We start from the raw sequence: 15,572 nt of genomic DNA on the forward strand, positions 1-15,572 counted from the left end.
ATACGGTATCTTTATAGGTTCTAAACTGCATGCTTCCCACATCCATCCCCCCCTTACGCCAACGCTGACACAGCACACTCTAAGGATAACACGCTCAAGCGATAAATCGTTCGATGGAATTAATTTGGTCTTCGTCTACTTATCAGCCTACGGCACTGCCAGTGCTATAGGAATTGTTTTGAATTTCTGTGAAAAGCTGATCGGGGGTGCATGGGTTAAAGGGAAGAGGTAATGGAGGGGCAACATCATGAAATTATAGTTAATACTTATATACTCTTCTGGGAAAATATAAGTAAGACTTATAAAGTCGCATCAAGTTTATTAAAATCATCGATTTCCACCTTCTGTAAAGTCTTCATATTTTTGATCAGGAATAAAAAATGGTTTTAAAACAAATACCATGGACTACTCTAATGGAGACATCATCAACCGTCCTTTCCATAACTGCGCCTTAAAGGCAACTGGCAGCGCAGTAAGAGCACCCCGAAACAAACATTGGCGGCCTACCCCAGTAGCCCTGTAGGTCTTAAAGCAGCAATCGAAACAAATAATCCAATGGGAGTCGAGTTTGATTATGCAGAGGCCTTTCAAAAGCTTGGATCGAGAGGGTCTTAATTAGGCGCTAAAATAATTGATGACCGACTCTCAGGACCGGTGACCCGTAGATTTCAGGCACTACGGTGGCTTGTTCATCCCAATGGCATGGTATAACGAAGGTATCTACTGCTTTCATTCGGACGAGGCGGCGCCGGCGCCGGACAACAACGATTCGCTCCGTTAAACTCGTCGGCTCATAATGTATCTGTTGACAAAGTAGGACACATTTTGTGACCAATCAACAAACATATGGAAGTCAGATTTCCGGGACGGGCTTGGTTATATTGATAGAAAACATGGCGCGATAATCCATGGAATTTAAACCCATCGGTTTCGCTGCCGAACGTCCTTTACACACATGGTGCAGAAGGTGTGGTCGAAGGAATCATGCCGATGCAAAACCACAGTTCCAGCATGTATAAACATCAAAAAAAAACGTATTTATCGAAGACCAGCGGGAGCACGGATCTTGGATCTTGCAACATCCAGCAGGGCAACGAGTTGTCTTTTTAGCGTATCTTCCATTAGGTCACCCTACGCAATTTTGGAGCACGCTGGAACTCCCTATGGAGAGGCTCGGCGACCTAACAAGAGAACAACTTAGGGCTTTAGCTGTTATCCCATAAAAACCTATGACAACAATCAAAGACATCACCACCTTTTGCGAAACAACCAGTGCGGGCGTAAGGGGAGCTGAGTTCACTGGGACCTCTCAAACGGGCCGGATCATTCGTGGCTACCTACAATTTTATGATGACCGTACCAACTTTGAAATCTTGACGCCCAATTTAAATTCGAGCAAGAACAAAGCGATTATTTGGCAGTACTTGCTAAATCAGTACCCAAAGCCGTGGAATGCCGAAAACACGCAGTCTTAATTTCCGGAAAACCGCGGTGCCCAGATCCCCAGAAATCGCGCAAATCAAGAGATAGATGAATGCAATATATTTCTCTAATAGCGGCAGGAGACGAACCTCTGACCAACTGCCAAAACTCAATTTCGATCTCAGCTTTAGAGCAATACAGAAATGTTACAACCCGAACGCCCAGCAACCCTGATTGATGCTCCCAAGTGGGCAAAAAAAAGTATCGCATAAAAAAAACTTTGTATTATTGTCTAAGAGAGAATAAATAAACGCTTAAGAATATGTCGGGTAGAATGCGCAGCAATAGAGTTCCCAATAGCGACCAATCTTTATAGTAGTTAATTTAAAAAAGAACTTAGTAAAAAGATCGTCTTTTTGGCAATCACCTCTGCATTAAGTTTTCCTTGTTGGTAATGGTTAGTTAAAGCGTTCTGATCAATCGTCACTTTCGTCTGCTTCGACTTTTTGTTGAGTCTTTCCGTTGATTAACGGCTCTATTAGTGTATGAATGATTCTTGCTAGTGCAGGACCTGTTTTCGAAGTTGTTCTCGTCAAAACGAAAATCTCGAAAGCATTTGGGTTTTGTTATCATAGATCCGGTAATAAGAAACTCCTGAAAAATGGAAACGGCCGACCAACTTACAACGAAAAAGGATTACAGTCCTTACTGAGGCTTCTCATCAGTTCTTCAATTATCTTCCTACCCTCGGGTTTCACTCTAAACCAAGGGCTTGTGGAATTCGTTTCTGAGGAAATATGATAATCCCCGTCAAGATATCTGTAGTAGATTACATCCTCCGCGGAATACTTAATTTCACCTTGATCCTCGATCTCTAGCAAGGAGGTTGGAAATTTTATTACATTTTCACCGGTTTCTCCGATGGTTTTATGGAAAATCTGAACCTCGCACTCGGTTACTACAACTTCTGTGACTGCGTTAATATCCTTACTTGGTGTTACGTATTTTTCTAACTGCTCTCGCAGCTGTAGGCGTCTGGTGTCGGGCTTTCCGTTTTTGAAAAAGACCAAGGGATCCCCCTCCACTACACCTCCTGCATACTTTTCGACACTTCTCAATTCGCCGGTTTCAAAAAACAGTTTTGCTTCGCCTTCTATTCGATCATTCACGTATTGCATAACCCACTCGACATTGCCATTGGCGTGGTAAGTTTTCAGCTCACCATGTTGCATATCATCTAAATAGTGGGTTATCGCTTTGAGTTTCCCGTTCTCCGTATAAAGCCTACCCTCTCCATGCATTTTTCCGCCTTTCATAGTCGTAACCGATTTAAGCTTGCCATTCTCATAGTTCGTCTTTATCTGCCCCTCGGGTTCTCCGTTCTTCATATAGGCAATAGACTTTAAATTGCCGTTCTCGAAATAGGAAAAGGCTTCCCCTTCAATCTTCCCATTTACATAGCTACGAATGATATATGGGTTCCCATTTTCGTAATAATGAGTCCACTTCCCTGCGTTTTGTCCAGATGGTGTTTTAAAGCCCGAAGTTTTTAACTGACCGTTGTCGTAATATTCTGTATATTCTTTGTTTTGGGCAATGGACACGAACGTCAGCAACAACAATGCTCCTAGTAGGATCGCTTTTATTTTCATATGATGTACTTTATAGAGTCCTTTTTGCGACCGCCTATTTATACTGATCGATATTTGGCTATAGCTGGTCTATTTCATCAAAATTAGAGCTAATATTTTTCTTGGGAAATACCTAAGTTTAGGTATAAATAGTTCTCCTGAACATCATCAGGGCTATCATATAAACCCAATGGTTTAGGGATTTAAGGCGTGTTTTTAAATAAACCCTCTCATGTTTTCATTCAAACAGCAACAGGGATGAAAGTGCTTGATCACCTCTGAATACAGACATCGTTAGAAAACAAAAGCCAACCCGCTATTTGGGTTGGCTCTAAAAAGAATTTTTATTATTCCGGAGAGAACGAAGGGTTGCTTGTGATACGCAGTTTATCTCCAATTCTTATATTGATTGATCAATCCATTTGTTGAGGAGTCATGGCTTTCAATGTTCTCATTTCCTTTTAGCTCTGGTAGAATCTGATTCGCAAGTTGCTTTCCGAGCTCTACGCCCCACTGGTCAAAACTGAAGATGTTCCAGATTATCCCCTGAACAAATATCTTATGTTCGTACAATGCAATTAGGCTTCCTAGAGATTCCGGTGTTATTTCTTTTAGCAGGAAAGAATTAGTAGGTCTATTTCCTTCAAATACCTTAAAGGGTTTCAGCCGGTCGATTTCCTCGTTGGATTTTCCTGCCTTTTCCAGCTCCGCCACGACTTCCTCCTCAGACTTGCCGTTCATAAGGGCCTCTGTCTGTGCAAAGAAATTTGACAGCAAGAGCTGATGATGGTTTCCGATGGGATTGTGTGAAATAGCTGGAGCGATAAAGTCGCAAGGTATTAATTTCGTTCCTTGGTGGATCAATTGATAGAAAGCATGTTGTCCGTTTGTTCCGGGTTCACCCCAGATTACCGGCCCGGTTTGATAATCTACGCGCTTACCATTGCGGTCGATGTATTTTCCATTGCTTTCCATATCGCCCTGTTGGAAATATGCTGCGAAACGGTGCAAATATTGGTCGTAAGGAAGGATGGCGTGACTTTCAGCTTCGAAGAAGTTATTATACCAAATGCCCAGTAGAGCCATCACAACTGGGATATTCTCTTCAAAAGGGGTGTTCTTAAAATGTTCATCAGCTTCATTCGCACCTTTCAGTAAGGCTTCAAAGTTATCGTAGCCCACCGATAGGCAGATCGATAGTCCAATTGCCGACCAAAGGGAATAGCGCCCTCCTACCCAATCCCAAAATCCGAACATGTTTGCCGTATCTATTCCGAATTCCGACACGCCCGTATCGTTGGTACTCAATGCGGCGAAATGCTTCGCAACATCCCTATCCTTCGCCCCAGATTTGAGGAACCATTCCTTAGCGGTATTGGCATTTGCCATAGTTTCCTGCGTGGTAAAGGTCTTCGATGCAATTAAGAATAAGGTAGTCTCCGGATTTAGATGCTTGATGGTCTCAGCGATATGTGTTCCATCGACATTAGACACAAAGTGCACATTCAACCGAGTTTTATAGGATTTCAGTGCCTCTGTGACCATTACTGGCCCCAGGTCTGAACCCCCAATGCCTATATTCACCACGTCGGTAATTTCTTTACCGGTATAGCCCTTCCATTCACCAGATATAACACGCTGCGAGAATGACTTCATTCTTTGCAACACCTCGCGCACCAATGGCATAACATCCTCTCCGTCTACCAAGATCGCCTTATCCGACTGGTTTCGTAGGGCTGTATGTAATACTTGCCTTCCTTCGGTTTCATTGATCTTCTCGCCGTCGAACATCGCCTTGATCGCATCTTCCAATTTACATTCTCTTGCCAATTGTACTAAGAGTGCCATCGTCTGCTCGTCTATTCTGTTCTTGGAATAGTCAAAAAGAATGTCCTTAAGGTATAAGGAGAACTTTTCGAAGCGCTGTGGATCTTCCTTGAACAGCTCTTTCAAGTTCTTTTCGTTTATACTGATATAATGGTCTGCTAAATAGCTGAAAGCTTGGGTTGTTGTAAAATCTACTCTTGGTAACATAAAGTTCAAGTTTTCCTCAAATATAAGGATTACAGGAAAGGTATCCTCAAATTTATATTATCTTTGTTCTTATGACCAAGGAACAAATTCAAGACTTGAGGGATCGACTTACTTCCCTAAGGAGGCATCTTTGACATCGATGCGAAGAAAGCGGAAATAGACCGCGAAACACAGATTACACTACAACCTGATTTCTGGGACGACCCCAAAGCGGCAGAAAAAGTACTACACGGCATTAGGAACAACAAGGTATGGACGGATCAATTTGATGCTGTACAGAACTCTGTTGATGATACGGGTGTGCTGTACGAGTTTTTTCAAGCCGGCGATGGCACAGAGAAGGAATTGGAAGAGCAATACCAAGTGGCGTTAGCCGATATCGAGGAGCTGGAGTTTAAGAACATGCTCAGTGCGGAGGAGGACCAACTGGATGCCATCTTGCAGATTACTGCGGGTGCGGGTGGTACGGAATCTTGTGATTGGGCGGCAATGTTGATGCGCATGTATATCATGTGGGGCGAGAAACACGGCTGCAAGGTAACCCAGCAGGATTACCAAGAGGGTGATGTAGCGGGCATTAAGTCGGTTACACTACAATTCTCGGGGAACTTCGCATATGGCTATCTTAAAGGTGAGAATGGGGTGCACCGTTTAGTGCGCATCTCTCCATTCGATTCGAATGCCAAACGTCATACGTCCTTTGCATCGGTGTATGTTTATCCTTTGGTCGACGACAATATCGAAATTGAGGTGAAAGATTCCGAATTGGAATGGGATACTTTCCGTTCAGGGGGTGCTGGTGGTCAGAATGTGAACAAAGTGGAGACCGCGGTTCGCTTACACCACAAACCAACGGGTATCATCATCAAAAACCAGGAGTCGCGTTCGCAACTACAGAATAAAGAGAATGCTTTGCGCTTGCTGAAGTCTCAGTTATACGAGATTGAAATGCGTAAGCGTCAGGAAGCAACGGCCGCAATCGAGGGCTCGAAAAAGAAAATCGAATGGGGTTCGCAGATTAGGAACTACGTGCTACATCCGTATAAACTTATCAAAGATTTGAGAACAAGCTATGAGACTTCAAATACACAGGCTGTATTGGATGGCGACCTGGATGAGTTCTTGAAGGCTTATTTGATGGAGTTTGGGGGGTAGTAGTAGGTAGTATTTAGTAGCTAGTATTAAGGCCTTGTGTGGGAATTAGCGTTCAGATATGAGATTATAGATATTTACGCTGGAGGGTTAAATTTTTTCTATAGGCTCGAGTATATTGAAAATGGATATGAGTAATGCCAATAGATGAGAATTCATTTACTGGCATTAAATATATTAAGCTTTTTTTGATACGTGAGATAGAAAAATTAACCAGTAATCAATGCGTATTACCTTGATTTTGCAATTTCTTGTATTGTAATTTCATCATTGATATTATTGATTGAAGATCTAACGTAGGTAACAATTTCTAATATTTGTTGGTCAGTGAGGAATCTGAAGTTAGGCATGGTATACTCTCCCTTTTTTGATCCATTTAACAACAAGTTTAAAAACCCCTTCTTGTCTAATATTACTTGTGAGTTTTTTAAGGATGGATAGATGTTTTTTAATCCCACACCCTTTCCTTTGTGACAGGAAAAACAAAATTGTTGATACAGAACCTCTCCTGCTGTGGCACCAACATTCTGGCTTAAATCATTGGCTTGAAGAGGGTTTTTAACAGCTTTTTTCACTTTACTAATTCTCAGAATTCGATCATCACGCTTCGATGGGCTTGTCATGGGATTCCAATCATGATTCGTGGTACATATATAAATATCCCCTTCCGGTGATACGCAAATATCGCGGATTCGGCCGAATACTTTCTCCAAATACATCTCTTCCTTCACAATAGTATCCCCCTTGTCATTTAATTTCAAAACACGCAAACCCTGTCCTTTAAGCATCGTTAATAAAAGACTGTTTTTCCATTCCGGAATATTGTCAGAATCGTAGTAGTCCATCCCTGCAGGTGCAATTGTTGGTGTCCAACTAATAAGCGGTTCGACAGTAGCGTGTTTATTTTTAAAAGCAATTTCGATCTCATTGTCTGCTTTACCTTCAATAATTGGAAAACCGTAATTTCTTCCAATTTGAATCAAGTTTATTTCATCTTCCGTAGCATCTCCATGTTCAGAAGTGTAAATTCTGCCCTTAGGAGTAACCACCATTCCTTGCATGTTGCGAAACCCATATGCGTAAACATATGAATTAGGAAAGGGATTACCCCTAGGAATATTTCCGTTCAAGTCCAAACGAAGAACCTTTCCATCGGGACTGGCTAAATCTTGTGGAGCATCGTATTTTGCTTGATCTCCAGTTGCCCATAAGATACTATTATTTTGATAAAAAGCTAACCGCGACCCAGAATGGCTTCTCCCTGCTTTAAATTCCAATAACACCTTAGGGTTTATGAGCGTATCGCCTTCAATGGTATAGCGCTCAAGGATATTATACCTTACGCTGTCTTCTTTGATTTTTTTATAGTGAACATAGAGATATGGAAAATTCTCTTGATCTGGATGGACCAACATTGCCTGTGCCCCTTCTGGCCGATTTCCTATCGGCAGGCGAAATACTATTTTTTTATCCCCCGTTCTTGGATTAATCTTGGTAATGTGCCCCCTTTCTTCACTGACCCAAATCCAGTTATCAGGTCCCCAAACCAATTCCCAGGGTACCACTAAACTGTCTGCAACAATACTAACTGCAAGTATCGTTGAATCCAGTTGTATATTTTCCTCAACAGGTTGGTTGAAACGTTCTTTTTGGGATCCATTACAAGCACAAATTCCGCTTGATAGTATAATAGCGAATACCCTCCATAATAAGTGTGTTTTCATAATTCAATTATTAAATCTTTGGAAGATTTACCTTACTTCCATTTCGAAGTTTGCTTTCATCGGCAGCAATGGTGAATGCAATAATCTTTAAGGTTTCTTTTAAAGTGACTGGCGGATGGCCTGTTTTGAAGAATCGTAGTATTGCACTTGCTAGATTATCGTATCCACTAAAATGACCAAGCTCCATATTTTCTTTTGAACCATGCACAACCCCTCCGAACCCTGACACTCCCTTTCTAAAGCCCCTAAAAGTTCCAATTTTTCCATTATCCCACTCCCCTACTACCAAGTCGAAATCAGATGTAAAAGTCCTTTGAACATATCTGCAATCCTCGCCCAATATGGCAAATAACATTTCAATTCCATGTACTCCATACCATAGCAATTCTGGTAGATTTGGTTCCAGTTGTGCGGGACTAAATGTGTGAACACCTAAAATATCTCCTAGATCATAATCATCGATATTTGCAATAGTTTCTATAAATCTCAAACTGGAAGAGGAAAATATGGGTATAGCGTATTTCTCAGCAGCCTCAACTATTGCCAAAGAATCATGCCACGTGCCGGCTAATGGTTTATCAATAAACATAGGTTTACCAGCGCGCATTACCATTAAAGCTTGCTCCAAGTGCACATGACCATCGTTACTCGTAAGAATAACAAAATCCACTTTTTCCAACAATGAATCAATCGAGAGAATAACTTCAACACCAAGCTCCTGGATTTGTTGAGTGTACAAAGACACTTTCTCGATCCTATAGGGTAAATTTTTACTGCCTTTTGGATAAGCAGCAATTACTTCAAAACATTCGCTTTCGGGCAGTTGTCCTAGATTAATCGCTTTTGTTAAAGCGACAGCATGCATAGAATCAAGTCCTATGATCCCTATTTTCTTTTTCTTTTGAAGCGTCATTTTATTTATTCTTTTCTAATAGAACTAATACAGAATACGCCATACTTAGGACCGCAGTTTTTAGACTTGGATCCAACACAGGAGAAAATTTGCTAGAATGGACAGGGAAATTGAATACCGAACCATCAATCGTTGAGGGCTCCTGAGAAGTTCCTACAGAGTATATCAACGTTGGAATTCTAGGTTCTACCATAGTATAATTACCGAAATCCTCTCCCACCATCTCCTGTTTCAAAGAAACAATGTTTTCCTTCCCTAAAACTTTCCCCAATTCCTGCGCCAAAAGATTTGTCAACTCTGGATTGTTGTACACAGAGGGGGTATATTGATTATTGACATTAACTTCTGGGAAATCGCTTTTCTCAAGGCCACTTGCAAAAGCTACTCCTTCTGTCGTAGCTTTAATACGGTTTATTAAAAACTCGCGACTTTCCTTTCCAAAGGACCGAACAGTGAGTTTCATCTCCACTTCGTTAGGAATTACGTTTCCAGCTGTTCCGCCGTGAATCGACCCAACCGTAATTACGGAAGGTGATTGAATTGGCGACACCTCTCTAGAAATTATCGTTTGCAATCCGAGCACTATCTTCGCTGATATAACAATAGGATCTATTGCCGTGTGCGGAGATGCTCCGTGCCCACCCTTCCCTTTCACTCTTATTGAAATATTATCGACGTTCGCTAATGCATATCCCGAGCAATACCCAATGGTCCCTGCTTTAAGACTAGGATTCACATGCAAAGCTAACGCGTAATTAGGCCTAGGAAATCTGTCGAACAAACCGTCCGCTATCATAGCGCGAGCTCCAACACCAATCTCTTCAGCAGGTTGTCCCACAAATACTATAGTTCCTTTCCATGTCGATTTCATCTGCATCAATACCTTCGCGACTCCTAGCCAAGTGGACATATGAAAATCATGCCCACAAGCATGCATAACCGCCGTTTCTATGCCATTCTTATCTTTCATCCTTATGCTACTAGCATAGGACAAGCCTGTTTCTTCTTGAATGGGTAAGGCATCCATGTCAGTTCGTATCATTATAGTGGGTCCCTCTCCGTTTGACAAGAGCCCGACAATTCCATATCCGCCAATATTACTTGTGACCGAAATACCTATCTTCTTTAGCTCGGCTGACAAGCGTTTTGAAGTGTATGCTTCTTGTAAAGAAAGTTCTGGGTTTGCATGAAGGTCCTTATATATCCTTTCTAATTGAGGAAAACTACTACTAATTAGATTTCGAAGCTCATCTAAATGCTTTTCTTGACTATGTGCATGATATTGTATTAAACCAATGATCAATACAGTTGCAATAAATTTCTTCATAGCGTTAATTGATATTACATCTATTAATATTCGTTCAAAAACGGCTTTGACAAGCTTCTATTGAACAATTCTATATTAATCCCATCCAGGGTTCTGTATTAATTGTGGATTTAAAGTTATTTCACTCATAGGGATAGGGTTTAGGTAATCTCTATCAAGCTTGAAACCATATCCAGAAGGAAGTCTAGCCTTAAACGGATCAAGGAATCCATCTTCGTCAACAGGAAAGCTTGGAGTATTTGCAAATTGAGATCCCTTTGTTCCTTTAGGTCTTTTTCCAACTATCAGCTCATCTGCGGCTGCCCATCGGGCAATATCATCCCAGCGCAAGTTCTCAAATACGAGCTCGATTTTTCGTTCTCTTCGAATCTCATTCATCAAAGGCGATAAAGCCGGGAAATCCCAATTTGAATCGAATGGAATACGATTAAGCACTAAATCAGGCATCCCAGCTCTGTTTCTGATTTTGTTTATAGACATATCGAGGTCAATTTGAGAGGCTTGCCCTAGTTCAGCTTTTGCTTCAATATAATTAAGCAAAACTTCCGCATAGCGGTACTGTGCTGTGGGGGTTTCTTCGAAGTTTAGATGGTGGTAGGCCATAACAGGGTTATAGTCTTTCCGCCTTACATAACCTGTTGGTGATGAAAAAGTATTGCCAGTATACATTCTTAGGTAAACCTCCTGCCATTTCTTTACATTTCCCGTCGCATCGATCTGCCAATCCAATGAGGGGTTAAAAATAGTCTGCATCATTCGCGGATCTCTATTTTCCGTTTCGGTGCTAATGTTATTGTAACCTTTAAAAAGCGGGCTTGATGATATCGGCTTACCATCAACACATAAGTAAGAGTCGGCAAATTCTTTAGTTAAACCAAAGCCTCCAGGGACTTCGAGTGCACTTAATTTATTGTGGCTATGAATTCCAAGTGCAATATTCATCTTGGTCCAAAACATAACCTCCGTATTAGTCGCATATTCTCTAAGGCCGAAAAGATTAACGTAATCAACCTGTGGCTTCCCCGTTGTATAAATTGAGTAAAGCCCTGAATGCATAACTTGTTCTGCTGCTTGAACAGCCTTCTCAAAATATTTATTCGGATTGGGATTTTCTACTCCGAACACCGTGCCGTTGTGATACTTTTGCCAAGTTCCTTCGTATAATGCTACTCGTGACTGAAAAAGCAGGGCCACCCACTTATTGATTCTTGTACTTTCGTCTAACTTGCTTTCACTCAAATACATTACAGCACTGTCTAGATGCGTGATTATGTTATCTGCTACAATATTTCTAGCGGTACGTTTTTCGAAAAGCTCAGGTGAATCAGTCGTCAATACGTTATCTAACCATTGGACGTCACCAATGCTTTTTAACAAATTAAAGTAGAAAAATGCCTTAAAGAAATGTGCTTCACCAACGTATTGCTTGTATGTATCAAAATCACCCTCAACGTTTCTATATTGTTGAAAAAAGTAGTTAATACTACGAATGTTCGTATAATTTAATGCTGCCGCGCTGTTAATCGTTCTATTTCCTTCTAGACGAGCGTCGATACTATTTTGTGTCAAGTAAACATCTGTCCCCAAGTCACCTCCAGCCTGTGTCCTTACATTGAAATTTCCTCTTTCATAGTACTGATTTACATACAGTTTCAAATCGTTCGGCGTTTTGAAAAATACAGGTTCGGAAATAGCATCTAAAGGATATCTATCTAAAAAGTCGCCTCTTTTGCAAGCGCTCAGCACTGCTATTGCTGCAATTAATACGAAAATATATTTATGTAGTGTCATGTTATTCAGATTAATATATTCTAAAATGTTAGGTTTATCCCAAATGAATACATTTGATTAATTGGGTAGATTTCGCCCATATCAACCCCTCCATCTCTCGGATTAGATGCAACCGCAGTTTCAGGTTCATAAAGTTTCGGAAGCGTCGAAAAAGTCAATAGATTTTCTGCAGAAAAATAAATTCGCGCACGACTTACGAAGACTCGGTCTAAAATATTTTTAGGTATCGAATAACCTATTTGCAGATTTTTAAGGCGAATGTATGAAGCGTTTAATACATAACGACTCTGGTCACGAATATTCTTAGCTCTTTCAGCAGAGAAATAAGGTTTTGGAAAATATGAGTTGGTGTTTGGTCCAAACATATTCGTCTCGTCTGCTGGGCGCCAATAATCAAGCATTTTACCCCCTTTGAAAACCCCGGAAGTATTAGGAGCTGCCATAATACCCCAAAAATACTCAGATGTCGTATTGGGAAGGAAATCACGCTTTCCTATCCCCTGCCAAAACATATTAAAATCAAATCCTTTCCAATTAATTCCTGCCGACAAAGAATAAAAATATCTTGGAGCAGTGTTCGCGATAATTGATAAGTCCCCATGGTTGTTGAGCGTTCTATCACCTTCGTCAATTTTACCATTCCCATCTAAATCTTTATAGATGATATCTCCAGCTCCCCATCTCGAATGATAAAAAGATTGATCTGGCATATTCTCATCCGCGGACTGCATGATACGGTCTGTTGTTAATCCCCACACCTCTCCGTATTCTTTTCCAGCATACCAATTATGGACTAATCCCGCTTGATTATAATATTCCAATATTTTTGTTTTATTATCCGCAAAATTTGCTTTCAGATTATAGCTCACTTGTTCCGAAATCCTATCATTCCATGCCAAAGTCAACTCATAACCTTTTGTCGAAAGTTTAGCATTATTGCTTTGAGGCAATGATGCTCCTAAAGTAGCTGGGAGTTGGGCAGTAGGGCCGAGCATATCGGATGTTATACGATTGTACCAATCAAATACTAAGTCTAATCGACTGTTCAGTAATGATACTTCCGCACCTAGATTGAGCGTAGTAATTTTTTCCCATGTTAAATCTGGGCTTAAGAGTCTAGGAGCATTAGCATATAATGGAATTTCATTGCCGATGATATATCCAGGGTTTGTTGAATTATCGGTTATCCTTCTGTATTGGATTGGGATAGTTGGTAAATAAAGATAATTAGCAACATTTTGATTCCCTAATGCACCATAAGAACCTCTCAGTTTGAACGTATTCAAATAGGGTTTGATAGGTTCCCAAAAATGCTCTTTCGATATATTGTAGCCTGCTGAAAATGAAGGGAAGAATCCCCACCTTTTTCCAGGAGCGAAACGTGAAGAGCCATCATAACGCGCACTTGCTTCGAATAAATATTTTTCATCAAAATTATAGTTTATACGTCCAAATACACCTTGTGTAGCCCAATGATCCATAGCATCATCTAAGGTAAAGTCCCCAGTAGCAGTACTGATTGACGGCACTTGATCCGTAATCAGATTTCTTTTAAACCCGTATAGCCCTTTTGATTTATCAACGTCTTCCTCGTATCCAACCAAACCTTTCAGGTAGTGTGAACCTATATTCCGTTCGTATGACGTGAACATACTTAATAAGTTATATTGCCCTTGATGTAAAGCGGATCGATAGCCCGAAGCAGCCTCTCCAATATTTCCAGTCGCTCCATTAGGAATCGGCACGGAAACAGGCAATGGATTTTGGGTGTTTGATCCCCAGCGATAGTTATATTTGTAGGAAAAACTGGTCTTCCAACCTTTCAAAGGTTCTATCTCAGCTCCTAAATTAAGCCATAAATCATGGTCTTCAGTCAAGATTCTCCCACCCTTATCCAGAACTAATACTAACGGGTTGGAGATACTTCCATCAATATTATACATTGGCATCGTTGGCCAAAAATTGATAAACTGAGACCAAGTGTATGTTCTTTCTAAACCAACCATACCCAGCGGGAGATTATTATTACTTCTTCCATATCTTGAACTAAAATTAAAAGAAAGCCAATCTGCCACTTGAGAACTCACATTAGCGAGGATGTTGTATCGCTTATAGCCGTCATTTCCCCATGTTGCGGCGCCAGGTTGGTCAAAGAAACCGCTACTTATATAAAACTGATTTTTCTCGCTTCCTCCACTCAGATTAACATTATGCTTTTGTTGCAGAAATGATTTTTTGTAGTACTCTCTCGTCCAATTATAATTGGCATTTCCATCCCATCTTCCCCTCCAAAGGTTGTACGGCGGTTTTGCAGGATCATACTCGGTCAAATAAGTTCCGTCTATATATCCTTTGATTCTCTCAAGTTGCTCTTGTCCAAACGTTGGTGTAATTCCTGCGTTCGTCGCTGCTTGATTGAATGCGGTTGCATAAACCAGTGAGCTTTCCATATTAGGAACATAAATGGGCACTGTGGCAGACAAATTGTTGCTATATTCTATACGAGTTGGTTGGTTCTTTGCGCCCTTTTTCGTAGTTATTAGCACCACTCCAAAAGCTGCACGCGACCCGTAAACCGCTGATGCTGAAGCGTCTTTTAAGATAGAAATACTCTCCACGGTTTCTGGGTCTACAAGATTAACATTAGATTCGACACCATCTACTAAAATTAGAGGCGTAGTATTTCCTGAGATTGACCCAACCCCTCTAATTTGCCATTTTTGAGATGCCCCCGGTTCTCCACCTAGACTATTTAATGAGATGTTTGTATTGGGAGCCGCCCCCTGAATCAGCATTGATATATTAGCTGCGGGTCTATTCGCTAATTCTTCCTTCCCAACAACATCGACCGCACCGGTTAAATTTACTTTTTTCTGTGTACCATAGCCAATAACAACCACTTCATCGACTTCTTGTTCTGCAACGACTAGAGTAATGTTTTTTCTACCGAAGTCTTTAACTGTTATTTTAATGCTTTTATAGCCTAATAAAGAGAATTGCAATTCATCGTTGATAGAAACGTTATCAAGATGGAAGGCTCCAGATTCATCGGATGACGTTGTGCTCCCATTCGTCAGGTTTCGTACCGTAACACTCGCAAGGCCTTCTCCCCCTTGCGCTTGAATCATTCCAGAAAGGAGGCGTTGTGTTGTTTCATCCAGAGCAATCTCAGTTTTCTTGGCGATAGCTCTCTTAAGCACAACCGTGCCTTCGTGAAGTGAATAAGTCAATGCTTGTCCTTCGAGTAGTTTGTCCAATACTAATTTTAATGGAGCATCCTTTAAATTTAAGCTTACCATTTTTGTGTTGTTAAGCAACTCTTCCTGATAGATAAAGCGATAACCCGTTTGCTTTTTAATCGAACTGATTGCCTTTTCCAACGTGTTATTGGAGAGATGGAGAGTTACAGTCTGAGCGAGTCCTTTCGACAACACATTTAGACTGCAAAAAACGAGAATTAAGATGGTCAATTTCATCACAAGGATAATTTTGAATAGCGTGTGCCAACGATGCGAACATCGTTGAATTGATAAGATATTATCCATACCTTTGGTTAGATTTTGGTTATAAAAATGTTA

The 15,572-nt window shown here is 40.8% G+C and carries 9 protein-coding genes; 2 read left to right on the forward strand and 7 right to left on the reverse strand.

Annotated features, from left to right (window positions below; genetic code table 11):
* The first annotated feature begins 1,229 nt into the window (after positions 1–1,229).
* Positions 1,230–1,475 carry a hypothetical protein gene (locus QYC40_RS17600; protein ID WP_301991530.1) on the forward strand — a complete coding sequence of 82 codons (246 nt, stop codon included), beginning with the start codon at positions 1,230–1,232 and terminating at the stop codon, positions 1,473–1,475.
* 627 nt (positions 1,476–2,102) lie between these two features.
* On the opposite strand, the gene QYC40_RS17605 is transcribed toward QYC40_RS17600, so the two are convergent.
* Positions 2,103–3,074 (reverse strand): toxin-antitoxin system YwqK family antitoxin, encoded by a 972-nt coding sequence (locus QYC40_RS17605; protein ID WP_301991531.1) that lies wholly within the window; start codon positions 3,072–3,074, stop codon positions 2,103–2,105.
* Between the two features lie 366 nt (positions 3,075–3,440).
* Positions 3,441–5,087 carry a glucose-6-phosphate isomerase gene (pgi, locus tag QYC40_RS17610; protein ID WP_301991533.1) on the reverse strand — a complete coding sequence of 549 codons (1,647 nt, stop codon included), beginning with the start codon at positions 5,085–5,087 and terminating at the stop codon, positions 3,441–3,443.
* A gap of 71 nt (positions 5,088–5,158) precedes the next feature.
* Here pgi and prfB point away from each other — a divergent pair.
* A protein-coding gene (gene prfB / locus QYC40_RS17615; protein WP_301991535.1) for a peptide chain release factor 2 occupies positions 5,159–6,242 on the forward strand; the annotation gives its coding sequence in 2 pieces (ribosomal slippage) (positions 5,159–5,218 and positions 5,220–6,242; 1,083 coding nt in all).
* A gap of 227 nt (positions 6,243–6,469) precedes the next feature.
* On the opposite strand, the gene QYC40_RS17620 is transcribed toward prfB, so the two are convergent.
* The 5 genes from QYC40_RS17620 to QYC40_RS17640 form a co-directional block, all read right to left on the reverse strand.
* Positions 6,470–7,963 (reverse strand): PQQ-dependent sugar dehydrogenase, encoded by a 1,494-nt coding sequence (locus tag QYC40_RS17620; protein ID WP_301991536.1) that lies wholly within the window; start codon positions 7,961–7,963, stop codon positions 6,470–6,472.
* A 10-nt stretch (positions 7,964–7,973) separates the two neighbouring features.
* Positions 7,974–8,876 (reverse strand): Gfo/Idh/MocA family protein, encoded by a 903-nt coding sequence (locus QYC40_RS17625; RefSeq protein WP_301991537.1) that lies wholly within the window; start codon positions 8,874–8,876, stop codon positions 7,974–7,976.
* A gap of 1 nt (position 8,877) precedes the next feature.
* A complete protein-coding gene (locus QYC40_RS17630) occupies positions 8,878–10,203 on the reverse strand; it encodes a M20 family metallopeptidase (protein ID WP_301991538.1) in 1,326 nt (441 codons plus the stop codon).
* Positions 10,204–10,278: 75 nt separating this feature from the next.
* Positions 10,279–11,994, reverse strand: coding sequence for a RagB/SusD family nutrient uptake outer membrane protein (locus tag QYC40_RS17635; protein WP_301991539.1), 1,716 nt, complete (start codon positions 11,992–11,994; stop codon positions 10,279–10,281).
* A gap of 20 nt (positions 11,995–12,014) precedes the next feature.
* The gene (locus tag QYC40_RS17640; protein ID WP_260039776.1) at positions 12,015–15,539 is read right to left on the reverse strand and encodes a TonB-dependent receptor; all 3,525 of its coding nucleotides are present in this window, start codon (positions 15,537–15,539) and stop codon (positions 12,015–12,017) included.
* Positions 15,540–15,572: the final 33 nt, after the last annotated feature.

Source organism: Sphingobacterium sp. BN32 (genome assembly GCF_030503615.1).
Lineage (GTDB): Bacteria > Bacteroidota > Bacteroidia > Sphingobacteriales > Sphingobacteriaceae > Sphingobacterium.

What these genes read in the sequence shown, in the direction of transcription:
- QYC40_RS17605 (WP_301991531.1), bottom strand. Translation starts at nt 3,074, where the DNA reads ATGAAAATAAAAGCGATCCTACTAGGAGCATTGTTGTTGCTGACGTTC.
- QYC40_RS17630 (WP_301991538.1), bottom strand. Translation starts at nt 10,203, where the DNA reads ATGAAGAAATTTATTGCAACTGTATTGATCATTGGTTTAATACAATAT.
- pgi (WP_301991533.1), bottom strand. Translation starts at nt 5,087, where the DNA reads ATGTTACCAAGAGTAGATTTTACAACAACCCAAGCTTTCAGCTATTTA.
- QYC40_RS17625 (WP_301991537.1), bottom strand. Translation starts at nt 8,876, where the DNA reads ATGACGCTTCAAAAGAAAAAGAAAATAGGGATCATAGGACTTGATTCT.
- QYC40_RS17635 (WP_301991539.1), bottom strand. Translation starts at nt 11,994, where the DNA reads ATGACACTACATAAATATATTTTCGTATTAATTGCAGCAATAGCAGTG.
- QYC40_RS17640 (WP_260039776.1), bottom strand. Translation starts at nt 15,539, where the DNA reads ATGGATAATATCTTATCAATTCAACGATGTTCGCATCGTTGGCACACG.
- QYC40_RS17600 (WP_301991530.1), top strand. Translation starts at nt 1,230, where the DNA reads ATGACAACAATCAAAGACATCACCACCTTTTGCGAAACAACCAGTGCG.
- QYC40_RS17620 (WP_301991536.1), bottom strand. Translation starts at nt 7,963, where the DNA reads ATGAAAACACACTTATTATGGAGGGTATTCGCTATTATACTATCAAGC.